The sequence below is a fragment of the Streptomyces sp. MP131-18 genome, from assembly GCF_001984575.1.
Classification (GTDB): Bacteria; Actinomycetota; Actinomycetes; order Streptomycetales; family Streptomycetaceae; genus Streptomyces; species Streptomyces johnsoniae.
On record NZ_LZNS01000001.1, the window covers coordinates 7412462 to 7426008 of the forward strand.

The window sequence follows — 13547 nt, forward strand, 5'->3', positions numbered from 1 at the left end:
CGCACCTCCCCGATGCGAGTCGCCATCATCACCGAGTCGTACCCGCCCGACGTCAACGGCGTGGCACACTGCGCCCTCCAGACCGCGCGACACCTCGCGCGGCGCGGCCACCAGCCGCTCGTCGTCGCGCCCGCGCCCGCTCCGGGCGTCCGCGTTCCCCACGACGGCCCCGCTCCCATCGTGCACGTCCCCTCCCTGCCGCTCCCGGGCTATCCCCAGGTCCGCGTGGCGCTCCCCAGCCGCAAGCTCGCCGCCGCCGTCGCCGCCCACCGGCCGGACGTCGTCCACCTGGCCAGCCCGTTCGTCCTCGGCGCGCGCGGCGCCGCCCTGGCGGCTCGGCTCGGCCTGCCCTCCGTCGCCGTCTACCAGACCGACCTCGCCGGGTACGCCCGCACCTACCTGGGGGCCGGCGAACTCGCCGCCTGGCGCCGGATACGCGCCGTGCACACCGCGGCCGGTCTGACGCTCGCGCCCTCGCGCGCCTCCCTGCACGCCCTCCGGGAACACGGCGTGCCCCGCACGCACCTGTGGCCCCGCGGCGTGGACACCGAACGGTTCGGGCCCCGGCACAGGGACCAGGCTCTGCGCCGCGAACTCGCGCCCAACGGCGAACTGCTCGTCGGCTACGTCGGCCGGCTCGCCCCGGAAAAGCACGTCGAACTCCTCGCCGAGGCCGCCGCTCTGCCGGGCGTGCGGACCGTCGTCGTCGGCGACGGTCCCAGCGAGGGCGCGCTGCGCGCCGCGCTGCCCGGCGCGCACTTCCTCGGCCGCAGGACCGGTGACGACCTGGCCCGCATCTACGCCTCCCTGGACGTGTTCGTTCACACCGGCCCGTTCGAGACCTTCTGCCAGACCGTCCAGGAAGCCCAGGCCAGCGGCGTCGCGGTGGTGGCCCCCGCCGTCGGCGGGCCGCTGGACCTCGTCGAGCACGGCCGCACCGGGCTGCTCGTCCGCCCCCGCGACGCCGCCGCGGTCGGGGACGCCGTCGCCAGGCTGCGCGAGGCGCCCGCCCTGCGGGCCGGCCTGGCCGCCGCGGGGCACGCCGCCGTGGCCGGCCGCACCTGGGAGGCGGTCGGCGACCTGCTGCTCGGCCACTACGCGCGGCTGATCGAGGCCGGGGCGGTGACGGCCAGGTGAGCACGGCAACCGAGCGCGGCCTGCGGATCGTCCGCCTGGCCAACTTCGTCGCCCCCGCCTCCGGCGGGCTGCGCACCGCGCTGCGCGAACTGGGGGCCGGCTACCGCGCCGCCGGCCACGATCCCGTGCTGATCGTGCCGGGCGAAACCGTGGGCGACGTCGCAACCGCCCAGGGCCGGGTCATCACCCTGCCCGGCCGGGTGCTGCCCGGCACGGGCGGCTACCGGGTGCTGACCGACCGCCGCCGCGTGGCCAGGCTCCTGGCAGCCCTCGCCCCCGACCGGCTCGAAGTCTCCGACCGCACCACCCTGCGGTGGACGGGGGAGTGGGCCAGGCAGCACCGGGTGCCCGCGGTGATGGTCTCGCACGAGAGCGTCGACGGCGTCCTCGCCACCTGGGGGCTGCCCGGCGGGCTGTGCCGCCGGGTCGCGGACGGCCTCAACCTCCGTACGGCGCACGCCTACACGCGGGTGGTGTGCACCACGGAGTGGGCGGCCCGCGAGTTCCGCCGCGTCGGCGCGCGCAACGTCGTGCGCGCCCCCCTCGGCGTCGACCTGCGCCGCTGCCGCCCGCAGCTGCACGACCCGGCGCTGCACGACGAACTCACGGGCGGCGCCCGGGTGCTCCTGGCGATGTGCTCAAGGCTGTCGCCGGAGAAGCGCCCGGGACTGGCCATCGACGCGCTCGCGGACCTGCGGCGGCGCGGCACCGACGCGGCCCTGGTCGTCGCGGGCGAGGGCCCGCTGGGCGCGCGGCTGCGGGCCCGGGTCAGGGCCGAGCGGCTGCCCGTCGTCTTCACCGGCCACATCGGCGACCCGGCCGACCTCGCCGTCCTCCAGGCCACCGCGGACATCGTGCTCGCGCCGGGCCCGGCCGAGACGTTCGGACTCGCGGCGATGGAGGCACTGGCCTGCGGCACGCCCGTCGTCGCCAGTTCGCGTTCCGCCGTGCCCCCGCTGCTCGGCCGCGCGGGCACCGAGGCCGACGGCGACGGCCGGTCGTTCGCCGAGGGGGTGCTGCGCCTGCTCGCGCGCCCGGCGGACGCCAGGCGCGCGGCGGCACGGGCACGCGCGGAGGAGTTCCCGTGGCGGGCGGCCGTCGACGCGTTCCTCACGGCCCTGGACGCGCCGCGGCACCGCGTCCCCACCCGGGTCCTTCCCGAGGTCCTGCCCGAGGGCGGCGAGCGGTGAACGGCCGGGCTCCGGCCCCCGACCTGCGGTTCGCCGCCCTGGGCGATTCCCTCACCGAGGGCCTGGGCGACCCGCTGCCCGGCGGCTGGCGCGGCTTCGTGCCGCTGCTCGCCGCCGGGTTGGCGGAGCCCGGCCGCACCGTGCGGGTGGCCAATCTGGCGCGCAGCGGCGCCAGAACCGCCGACGCGGCCGGGCCGCAGCTGGCCGCCGCCCGGGAGCTGCGCCCTCAGCTGGCCTCCGTCATCGTCGGCGGGAACGACACGCTGCGTTCCCCGTTCGACATCGCGCGCACCGCCCTGGACCTGGACACCGTTCTCGGCACCCTCACCCTGGACGGCGCCGTCGTGCTCACCGCCTGCCTCCCCGACCCGGGGCGCATGCTCCGGCTCCCGCGCCCCCTGGCGAATCCGCTCGCCCGGCGCATGCGGGCGCTCAACCAGGTGGTGCACCACCTCTCCCGGCGCTACGGAACGGTGCACGTCCACCTCGCCGACCACCCGCTCGTCGCCGACCGCGCCGCGTGGAGCGTGGACCGCCTGCACCCCAGCGAACTCGGCCACCGCCTGCTGGCCCGCCAGTTCCACGCCCTGCTCGCCGCCCGCGGCCTCGCCGCCGGATGCCCGCCCTCCGCGAGCCCCGACCGGCCCCCGCCGCCCCGTTCGGCCGGCGCCCGGTGGCTCGCCACCCGCGGCACCCGCTGGGTCCTGGCCCGCTCCACCGACCTGCTGCCCGGGCTGCTGCGGCTCGCCGCCGTCGAGCTGCGGCACCGCGGCACGGAGGACACGCTCGAACGGGACGCCCGCGCCGCCACCCGCGCCGCCCTGCGCGCGCTCGCCCCGCCCGAGCCGCGGGCCCCGGGCACCGGCCCGCCGTGCGCCACCGCGGCACGCGCCCCCGAACGCGCCCCCGAACGCGCCTTGGAGCCGCTCGACTGACGGTCACGGCCGCCCGGCGTGCGGCGCGAAGAGGTCGAGCAGCCGGGAGCGGGCCTCCCGCACCCGGTGGGCCAGGATCTCCGCGATCACCCGCAGCAGCGCGTACCCGAACGCCGGGTCCTCGTCGCACAGCGCCTGCACCTGCGCCCCGTCGAACTCGTAGGCCCGCACCGGACTCAGCGCCTCCGCGCCGAAATCCCACTCGTACGGGGGAAACAGCCACGACCAGCCGAGCAGCGCTCCCGTGTCGAGCGACGACACCGCCGTCGGCCGCGGCCCCGCCAGCCGCACGTCCAGGGTCACGGTGCCGGAACGGATGACCCAGAACCGGTCCGCGATGCCCCGTTCCTCGAAGATCCGCTCGCCCTGCGCGAAGGCCACCTCGCGCGCCAGGCCCATCAGCCGTTCGCGATACTCCTCGGGCAGAACGCGCAGCAAACGCTGTGGTGCCGTCATCGCCGAGCCTCCTCCCGGCCGGGCCGGCCCCCTCCTTCATTGGACCCCGAACGGCCCAGTCCCGCATCCCGGGCGCACCGCCTGAAGTAGCCGCAAGTCCTCAGGTCCGCGACAGTAGGGGAGGAGGGGCGGCGATGGACAGGCCCGAGGGAGGAACGTGAGCGCGATCCCGCACCCCGGCGGCCTCGGCGGCCTGCCAGGACCGGCCGCCGTCGTCCTGCTGGACCCGCGCGGCGAGGTGCTGGCGAGCACCCCAGGGGCCGCGGAACTCACCGGTCGGCCCGCCGCCGAACTGCACGGCAGCCGCTTCGCCGACCTCCTCACCGGGCCGAACGACTGGCCCGATCTCGACGAGCTGGCCGCCGCGGGCGCCCCCGGTCACGGCACCCGCACGCTGCGCCGTCCCGACGGCAGCACGGTCGAGGTCAGGATCGACATCCACCCGCTCGACCCGGCCGAGGGCTCCGGGCAGCTCGTCGCGCTCACCCCCCACCCCGCCGCCCACCGCCAGGAGGAGGACCAGGCGCTGCTGCGTGCCCTGTTCTCCCAGACGCGCGTGGGCCTCGCTCTCCACGACGCGGACCTGCACATCAGCAGGCTCAGCGCGGACCCCTCCGCCATCATCCGCGGCGGCAAGGTCCCCATCGGAGTGCAACTCCCCGCTGACCTGTTCGACTTGATGGTCCCCGGGGACGCCGCCGCACTGCTCGGCCAGCTGCGGCGCGTCGCCGCCACCGGCGAGCCCCTCGTCTACTGGGAGCACTCCGCCCGCCTGAAGGCGGCCCCGGAACAGGAGCGGGTCCTGGCCGTCTCCGCTCTCCAGCTCCAGGACACCAACGAGCAGCTGCTCGGCGTCGTCAGTGTCTTCACCGACGTCACGGAACAGCACCTGGCCCGCCGCCGCATGGCGCTGCTGCACACCGCGGCACAGCGCATCGGCCCCTCCCTGGACGTCGCCCGCAACGCCGAGGAGCTGACGCGCGTCCTCGTGCCCGACTTCGCCGACCTCGCCGCCGTCGACCTGTCCGACTCCCTGCTCTCCGGCGACGAACCCGGCGCCGTGCTGCTCGGCGCCCCCGTGCGCCGCGTCGCCGCCACCGCGGCGACCGGGCCCTGGCCGGGCGAGGTGTACCCGCTGGGCGCCGCATTCCGCATCGACCACCCGGAGGAGGAAGGGCTGCCCGCGGGCGTCACGCTGCGCGAGGCCGAGGTGTCCGCGCTGCGGCCCCTGCCCCTGGACGCCGACTCGGGAACCGGCCCGGGAGAACTGCTGCCGTCGCGCGCCGGCTCCCGCATGATCATCCCGCTGCGTGCCCGCGGCCAGGTCCTCGGCTCGCTCGCGCTGTGGCGGGCCGCCGCCCGGCCGCCCTTCACCCGCTCCGACGCCGACCTCGCGGAGGAGATCGGTTCGAGGACCGCGCTCAGCGTCGACAACGCCCGCCGATACACGCGCGAGCACCGCACCCTGGAAACCCTCCAGCGCAGCCTGCTGCCCCAGCCCGTGGTCGAGGTCAGCGCCGCCAGAACCGCCGGCAGCTACGTGCCGGCGGGCACCGCCGCGGGCATCGGCGGCGGCTGGTACGACGTCATCCCGCTGTCCTCGGCGCGGGTCGCGTTCGTCATCGGCGACGTCGCCGGGCACGGCCTGAACGCCACCGCCACCATGGGCCGGCTGCGGACCGCCGTGCAGACCCTCGCCGACCTCGACCTGGCACCCGACGAACTGCTCACCCGCCTGGACGACCTCGCCATCCGCCTCGCCGACGTCGAGCCGCGGCCGGACAATTCCTCCCCTGGCGGCGCCATCGGAGCCACCTGCCTGTACTGCATCTACGACCCGGTCACCGGCGACTGCACCATGTCCGGCGCCGGGCGCGTCCCGCCCGTCGTCGCCCGCCCCGGCGAGCCCGCGCAGGAGGTCGCCCTCAAGCAGGGCCCGCCCCTCGGCGTCGGCGGCAGCCCGTTCGAGACCGCGCGGGTCCGGCTCGAACCAGGCTCCCTGCTGCTGTTCTTCAGCGACGAACTCGTCACCTACGCGGGCGACGGCGCGCGGCAGGGGGCCGCCGGCGACGCGCAACGCGAGAGCGGAGGCGAGAGCGGAGGCGAGAGCGGAGGCGAGGACGGAGGCGAGGACGGAGGCGAGGATGCGGGGGAAGCGCCGGGCGACAGCCGGCGCCGGCGCCTGCACCTGCTCCGCGAACGCGCGGCGGAGGGCGCCGCGGCCGGCCGCCCGCCGGCCGCCGTCGGCCGGGCCGTGCTCGACGCGCTGCTGCCCGGCCGCGCCCCCGCCAACGACGTGGCGCTCCTGGTCGCCCGCGTCCAGGCTCTGCCGGAAGGCGCCACCGCCGACTGGGAGTTCCGCGCCGACCCCACCGTCGTCGCCGACGCGCGGGACGCCGTACTCGCCCGGCTGAAGGACTGGGGCCTGACCGGGAACGCGTTCCCCACCGAACTGATCGTCAGCGAGCTGATCACCAACGCCATCCGCTACGCGGGTGGCCCCGTCGGGCTGCGGCTGATCCTCGACGAAACGCTCATCTGCGAAGTCTCCGACCCCAGCGAGACCCAGCCGCACCTGCGCCGCGCCCGCCCCACCGACGAGGGCGGGCGCGGTCTTTTCCTCGTCGCCCAGCTCGCCCACCGCTGGGGCAGCCGCTACACGTCGGCGGGCAAGACCATCTGGACGGAACAGCTGCTCGACCGGGACTGACCGGCTGCGGAACGGCGTTGTCGGTGCCAGCGCCTAAGGTGTGCCCGTGACCGTATCCGCCCAGGCCCCGGGCCCGCAGACCGGCCGCAGCCCCGCACCGGGGCCCGCGGCCGACGAGGGGCTCGCCCGCAGACTGCGCGCCCTCGCCTGCACCGCGCCCCTGCACGATCTGGACTCCCGCAAGGCCAACCTGGCGGGCGAGTACGGCACGTACGCCATGGCCGAAGTGGCGCTCGCCGCCATCGATCTGGTCACCCTCAGCATGGACTTCGACACCGGCGCCGATCACGAGCAGATCGTCGCCAGGCTCCTGCCCCGTATCGCCGCCCAGGCCCCGCGCCGCCCCGCCGCCGAGCACGAGCGGGTGGCCCGCTGGGTGCTGGACAATCTCATCAACGTGGGCAGTGTCGACCGCGGCTTCCGGGCCGTCTACGGCACCTTCGGCCCGGACGGCGTCTACGTGCGCAGGGACTACGACTTCAAGCTCGTCGAGGAGGTCCAGGGCCCCGGCGGCGGCGTCTACCTGCGCACCACCGACGAGGCCGTCAACGTGCTCGTCGGCGCCCTGGACACGGACGTCACCAGCGCCCAGATCGCCGCCGAGGTCAAGCTTGAGGTCCTCATCAGCCGCGGGCGCCTCGCCGATGCGCAGCTGGCCGCCGAGCAGGCCAGATACCGCACCGTGCAGTACGCGGAGACGCTGCGGCGCACCCTGGAGACCACCAGGCGCGACGTCCGGGCCGTCGACTGGCTGCGCGCCGTCCCCGACATGATCACCGAGGCGCTCGACCACATCGCCGACCGCTACCGCCACGAAAACGCGATCCTCACCAACATCCGCCGTGCCCGCGACGAAGCCGTCGACACCGGCCACAAGCTGCGTGCCGCCGAGCTGGTCGACATCGTCAAGGACTGCATCCGCCGTCACACCCAGCTCCAGACCCGGCTCCTCGAAGCCGGGCCGCTCTTCCGGGCCGAGCAGGACCGGCAGGCGTTCCAGCCGCCCGCCGCCCGCGCCGGGACGGACCTGTACGGTCAGCTCCTCGCCCCGCTGCTGCCGCTGCCCGTGGAGCGGGCCACCCGCGTCACCGACGCGTTCTTCGCCCGCGGCACGGGGCCGCGCCCGCCGGCCGCCGTACGCCTGGGCGACCTCACCGAGCTGCTGCTCACCCCGCCGCCGCCGCGCGAGCACCTCGGCGCCGAGCTGCCCGAGCCGGACCTCGTCGCCACCCCGGACGACAGCCGCTTCACCGAGGAGCAGCTCGGCGCCGCCCTCGACCTGCTCCGGCTCCCCGAGGACGCGCCGCGCCGCCTCTCCGGGCTCCTCGCCGAGGCCCGCCGCGGCGATGCCGACCTCCCGTATCTCGTCGCCCTGCTCGCGGTCCACGCCGCAAGCCCGCCCGTCGGCACCGCGCACCGGCAGGGCGAGCCGCGGCTGCTGTTCGCCGTCGACGACGGCGCCGAGCTGGACGACCCCGAGTTCGGCGGCGCCGACCTGATCGTCGGCACCGCCCTGCTGGCCCCCCGCGGGCCCGCCGCATCCCACGAGCCCGCCGGCACCGACGAGGAGGACTGAGTGACCGAGACCGCCCCCGCGGAGCGGGACGCCCGCACCGCCGCGCCGCTCTCCCCGGCGGACGCCGCCGACGCCGCCCGGCTGGTGTCCTTCGGCCTCCAGCCGAAGCTCGTGCCCGCCCGCGACGCCGAGTACGCCGCCCTGCTGCGGCGCTACCAGGAGGAGCCCGGGTTCGGCCGCCTCGCCGACGCCGTCGCCACCGGCCTCGGCCTCATCGTCCTCGAAGTGTCCCCCCGCGCGGGCATGGCCGTCGCCGCCGCGGAGGACTCCGTCTTCGCCGTCCGCATGAGCGAGTACGCGCGCCGCGCCACCGCCGACCCCGCCGACCGCTTCCTGCACGGCCTGGCCCATCTCGCCGTCGCCGCCCTGGCGTTCCCCCGCCCCGCCGACCTCGCCGACGAGGGCTACCTCGGCCGCGTCACCGTCAACGGCGTGGAGGCGTTCGTCCGCCAGGCGTGCCACCGGCTGGCGGAGCGCGCCGCCGAGCACGGCGACAACACCGACCCGGAGACCGAGGCGCCCGGTCTTGAGGCCGCATGGCGGGTGTACGCCCGCCGCAGCGCCACCGGCGCCACCAAGGACGCCCGCCGGCTCGCCGGTTCGACCACGGGCATCGTCGGCAAGGCCGTCGCGTTCCTCGCCGACTCCGGATTCCTCCAGCGCACGGGCGACGACGCGGGCGGCACGTACCGCACCACCGCGCGCTACCAGCTGCAGGTCAGGGACATGGCCGCGGGCAGCGCCATGACCGAGCTGCTCGCCCTCGGCGTCGTCCCGGTCGGCGACGGCTCCGCCGCCCTGCTGCCCCCGGAGGAGGACGCCGCCCTCGACCTGGTGGACGGCGCCGGCCTCCCCTTCCACCGCTGACTCCGCCGCCGCTCCACGGAAGACCCGACATGTACGAGCTGTCCCGCATCCGCCTCTACTCCATCGGACCGGCAGGCGCCCGCTACGCCGACACCGTGCTCGACCTGCGGGGCGTCGGCGCCCCCGTGCCCAGGCCCGCGCCGGCCCAGGCGGACTTCTTCGAGGACGAGCCCACCGGCCCGCCCCGCAGACCTGCCCCGGCGGGCGTCCTCTTCCTGGAGAACGGCGGCGGCAAGTCCGTCCTGCTCAAGCTCATCTTCTCCGTCATGCTGCCCGGCCACCGCAACACCCTGGGCGGCGCCAGCTCCGGCGTGCTGCGCAAATTCCTGCTCGCCGACGACTGCGGGCACGTCGCCCTGGAGTGGCAGCACACGGTCACCGGCGAAACCGTCGTGGTCGGCAAGGTCAGCGAGTGGCGCGGCCGGCAGGTGTCGAGCGACCCGCGCAAGTTCGCCGAGGCGTGGTACTCGTTCCGGCCGGGTCCTGGCATGAGCCTGGACTCCCTGCCCGTCGCCGAGTCCACGGCGCTGCGCCCCCGCGCGGAGCGGGACGGCAGCTCCGGCGCCAGGGGCAGGCGCCGCACGATGAAGGGCTTCCGCGACGTCCTGACCGAGACCGCCAGGACCTACCCGAATCTCGACTTCGTCTGGGAGGAGATCCACGAGCGCTGGGTCGACCACCTCGGACGCCTCGGCCTGGACCCGGAGCTGTTCCGCTACCAGCGCGAGATGAACGCCGACGAGGGCGAGGCCGCCGGCCTGTTCGCCGTCAAGAACGACTCGGACTTCACCGACCTGCTGCTGCGCGCCGTCACCGACACCCGCGACACCGACGGCCTGGCCGACCTCGTCCACGGCTTCGCCCATAAGCTGGGGCGCCGCGCCGAGTTGACCGCCGAGCGGGACTTCACCGCCGGCTCCGTCGACCTGCTCACGCACATCACCGAGGCCGCGGCGGAGCGCGAGTCAGCCCGCGCCGTGCACGGCGCGGCCGGGAGCCGGGCCCGGGCCCTCGCCCAGCGGCTCGCCGCGCGCGGCGGCGCCGAGCGCGGCCGGGCGGCCGAGCTGGCCGGCCGGGTCACCGACGCCGCGGCCACCGCGACGCGTGCCGAGGAGGCCCGCGCACACGCCGCCCGCACCGCCGCGGAGCTGGCCTACCGGCACGCCTCGCTGGCCCTGGCCGCCGCCGAGAAGGCCGGGGCGGCCCAGCGCCGCGAGCTGAGCGACGCCCGCACCCTGCACGCCGCCTGGCAGGCCGCGGAGACCGTACTCGCGCACCGCGCCGCCGCGGACCGTTCGGCCCGCGTCGCCGCCGCGATCCGCGAGGCGGAGCGCGACGCGGCCCCCGCCCTGGCCGCCCGCGGCCGGGCCGCCGCCGCCCTGGTCCGGGCCCTGCACGCCGCGGCGGGCGAGGGCGAGCGGGCCGCGGCCGAGCAGGAAGAGCGGGCCGGTGTCCTCCAGTCCGCGTCCGAGGCCGCCCACCGGGACGCCACCGCCGCCGCCACCGAGGCGCAGCGCGCCCGCAGCGAGGCCGAGCACCTGCGGCAGCGGCTCGCCGAGGTCGAGCAGGAGACCGAGCAGGCCGTACACGCGGGCTGGTTGGAGCCGGCCGGCGCGGGCCGCGACGGAGGCACGGACCCGGCGCGCGCCGCGCTCGCCGCGAGCGACGCGGAGCAGGCCGCCGTCGCGGCCTGGGAGAGTGCGCGAGACGCCGCCGCCCGCACCGCGGAGCAGGCCGGCGAGGCCGCGGCGGGGCACGCGCGCGCCGAGCTGGCCGCGGCCCGCGCGGCGGATGCCGGCGAGGCCGCGGCCGCCGCGTTCGCCGCGGAGCGCGACGCGGCCACGGCCCTGGCCGCCGAGCCCCGCGTCGCCGTGCTCCTCGGCCTCCCGCAGCCCGCCGAGGGCGGGGCCGCGCTGAGCGCCGAGGATCTTGACCGCAACGCCGACACGCTCGGCGCGCTCCTCGATGACGCCGTCGCCGCCGCGGAGCGGCAGCTGTTCGACCTGCGCACCGCCGCGGCCGACGACTCCAGAATTCTGTCCGCGCTCGGCGACGGTGGCCTGCTGCCGCCGGGGCCCGACGTCACGGCCACCGTCGAGTTCCTGGGCGAGCACGGCATCCCCGCGCTGCCCGGCTGGCGCTATCTCGCCCAGTCCGTCGACCCCGCCGACCACGCCACGGTGCTCGCCGCCAGGCCCGAGCTGGTCGACGGCGTCGTGATCACCGACCCGGACAGCCACGCCCGCGCCCGCGAGGCCCTGGCCGGCGCGGCCCTGCTGCCACGTTCCGCCGTGGCCGTCGGCACCGCGGCCGCGCTGCTCGCGCCGACCCCGCCGCCGGGCGGCGCCGACAGCGGCGTCTTCCTCGTCCCGCCCAACCCGGCCATGCACGACGAGAGCGCCGCCGACGCCGAGCGGCACGCCCTGCGCGAGCGCGCCGCGGCCCGCGACGCCGACATCCGGGCCCTCGCCGCCCGGCTCACCGCCGACCGCACCCTCGCCGCGCGCCTGTCCTCCTGGCGCGCCGGCTGCCCGGCCGGCCGCCTGGCCGAGCTGGCGGCCGCGGCTGAGGCGGCCACCACCGCGGCCGGGGACGCCCGCCGCCACCTCGCCGACACCGCCGCCGCCCGGGCCGCCGCCGAGGAGGCCGCTGCCGAGGCCGCCCGCGCCAGGGACGAACGGCAGGAGGCCGCGCAGCGGGCCCGCCGCTCGGCCGATGCCCTGGCCGGGCTCGCCTTCCGGCTCCGGGAGCGCGACCGCTGGCAGTCGCGCCTCAAGGAGCTGGCCGCCGACGCGGCCGAGGCCGAGGCCCGCGCCGCCGAGCTGCTCGACCGCGCCCGCGCCGCCGACGAGGACCGCCGTGGCGTCCAGCGCGCAGCCGATGACGCCCGCCGCACCACACGCGCGCTCCGCGCGGAGCGGGCCGAGGTCTCCGGGGCGCCCGACGATCCGCGGGGCCAGGAGCCTGCCGCCGGCGCGCAGCAGTCGCTGCCCGCGCTGCGGGAGGCGTACCGTTCCGCGTCCCAGCTCTACGAGAAGGTCGGCGTCGGCGCCGATCTGCGCGCGGAGCAGGCGCGCGCCGAGGGCGACGAGAGCGGCGCCCTCGCGACCCTCGACCGCCTCAGCAACAAGGTAAGGACCCGCGCCGCGCGGCTCCTCGACGGCCCGGAGGGTGCCGACGGCCCCTCCCGGCAGGCCGCCGCCGCCCGCGCCGAAGCACTGGTCCAGCTGCTGGAGTCGCGCGCGTCCGCCGCCAGCGAGCGTCTGGGGCGGCTCCGCGGCGAGGCCGAGCGCCTGGCCCCCGCCGAGGGTGATGCCCATATCGGCCTGCCCGATGAGCTCGTGCCCGCCGATGCGGAGGCGGCCCGCGACCTGCTGCGCACCGCAACCGCCGAGCTGGCGGCGCACGAGGACGCGCTGCGCGCCGCCCGCGACGCCCACCACGACCTGGTGGCGGAGCACCGGGCCGCGCAGGACGCGGCCGGCGCCTTCGACGAGACCGCCGCGCTGCTGCGGGACCTCCTGCGCGATCCGCCGCCCGGCCAGGCGCCCGCGGAGGCCGGGGAGATGTCCGGCGCGCAGCCGGCCGAGGAGGCGGAGCCCTACCCGGGCACCGCCGCGGCGGCCAGGGAGGCGGCGACCGAGGCCAGGCGCGCGCTGCGGTCCTGCGCGGCCGGTCTCGCCGCCGCCGAGTCGGCCGTCCGCGAGGCGTGCGACCGCCTCGTCCGGCATGCCAACGCCACTCGCTACGAGCAGGTCCGCACCCCCGCCAGGCAGCAGATCAGGGAGCTGCCCGCGGCGGCCCTGCCGGCTCACGCCGCCGCCTGGGCCGAGGCGTTCGCACCCAGGCTGCGCGTTCTCACCGACGAGCTGGCGCAGCTGGAGCGCAACAGGGAGAGCATCGTCGACCGGCTGCGGGGTCTGGTGGAGTCCTCCCTCGACACCCTGCGCTCGGCGCAGCGGCTCTCCCGGCTCCCCGAGGGACTGGGCGAGTGGTCGGGGCAGGAGTTCCTGCGCATCCGGTTCGAGGACCCCGACCAGGCGACGCTGGCCGAGCGGCTGGGCGAGGTCGTCGACGAGACGACCCGCGCCGCCGTCAGGAAGAACGCGGACCTGCGCCGAGACGGCATGTCCCTGCTGCTGCGCGGCGTGCACGCGGCGCTCGGGCCGCGCGGGGTGCACGTCGAGATCCTGAAGCCGGACGCCGTGCTGCGCGCGGAGCGCGTGCCGGTCGGCCAGATGGGCGATGTGTTCTCCGGCGGTCAGCTGCTGACCGCGGCCATCGCGCTCTACTGCACGATGGCCGCCCTGCGGGGGAACGATCGCGGCCGCGACCGGCACCGGCACGCGGGCACGCTGTTCCTTGACAATCCCATCGGCCGCGCCAACGCGACCTATCTGCTGGAGCTCCAGCGGGCGGTCGCGGACGCGCTGGGCGTTCAGCTGCTGTACACCACGGGCCTGTTCGACACGACGGCGCTGGCCGAGTTCCCCCTGGTGATCCGCCTGCGCAACGATGCGGACCTGCGCGCGGGGCTGAAGTACATCAGCGTCGAGGAGCATCTGCGCCCCGGCCTGCCGCGCCAGGACCCCGCCGCCGAGCCGGTGCACGGCGAGATCACCGCCACCCGCGTCTTCCGCCGCCCGCGCGAGGAGCCGGACGCCGCCCACTGAGCC

The 13547-nt window shown here is 77.1% G+C and carries 8 protein-coding genes; 7 read left to right on the forward strand and 1 reads right to left on the reverse strand.

Annotated elements, in window-relative coordinates; all coding sequences use genetic code 11:
• The first annotated feature begins 12 nt into the window (after positions 1-12).
• The 3 genes from STBA_RS33000 to STBA_RS33010 are packed head-to-tail and all read left to right on the forward strand — an operon-like array spanning position 13 to position 3262.
• Positions 13-1137, forward strand: a complete 1125-nt coding sequence (locus tag STBA_RS33000; RefSeq protein ID WP_077063781.1) for a glycosyltransferase family 1 protein — start codon at positions 13-15, stop codon at positions 1135-1137.
• The gene (locus tag STBA_RS33005; RefSeq protein WP_077062675.1) at positions 1134-2327 is read left to right on the forward strand and encodes a glycosyltransferase; all 1194 of its coding nucleotides are present in this window, start codon (positions 1134-1136) and stop codon (positions 2325-2327) included. Before STBA_RS33000 ends, STBA_RS33005 begins: the two co-directional genes overlap by 4 nt.
• Positions 2324-3262, forward strand: coding sequence for an SGNH/GDSL hydrolase family protein (locus STBA_RS33010; RefSeq protein ID WP_077062676.1), 939 nt, complete (start codon positions 2324-2326; stop codon positions 3260-3262). The genes STBA_RS33005 and STBA_RS33010 overlap by 4 nt, the downstream gene beginning before the upstream one ends.
• Positions 3263-3265: 3 nt before the next feature.
• On the opposite strand, the gene STBA_RS33015 is transcribed toward STBA_RS33010, so the two are convergent.
• The gene (locus STBA_RS33015; protein ID WP_077062677.1) at positions 3266-3718 is read right to left on the reverse strand and encodes a cyclic nucleotide-binding domain-containing protein; all 453 of its coding nucleotides are present in this window, start codon (positions 3716-3718) and stop codon (positions 3266-3268) included.
• Positions 3719-3875: 157 nt separating this feature from the next.
• Here STBA_RS33015 and STBA_RS33020 point away from each other — a divergent pair, with 157 nt between their 5' ends.
• From STBA_RS33020 to STBA_RS33035, 4 genes are read left to right on the forward strand one after another with little or no spacing between them, the layout of a single operon-like run.
• Entirely contained in the window at positions 3876-6428 is a 2553-nt protein-coding gene (locus tag STBA_RS33020; protein ID WP_077062678.1) for a SpoIIE family protein phosphatase, read from the forward strand.
• A 46-nt stretch (positions 6429-6474) separates the two neighbouring features.
• Positions 6475-8004: a hypothetical protein gene (locus tag STBA_RS33025; RefSeq protein WP_253195167.1), complete on the forward strand. Its 1530-nt coding sequence runs from the start codon at positions 6475-6477 to the stop codon at positions 8002-8004.
• Complete coding sequence (locus STBA_RS33030) at positions 8005-8871, forward strand: hypothetical protein (protein WP_077062680.1); 867 nt, start codon at positions 8005-8007, stop codon at positions 8869-8871.
• A gap of 29 nt (positions 8872-8900) precedes the next feature.
• Positions 8901-13544, forward strand: coding sequence for a hypothetical protein (locus tag STBA_RS33035; protein WP_077062681.1), 4644 nt, complete (start codon positions 8901-8903; stop codon positions 13542-13544).
• Positions 13545-13547: the final 3 nt, after the last annotated feature.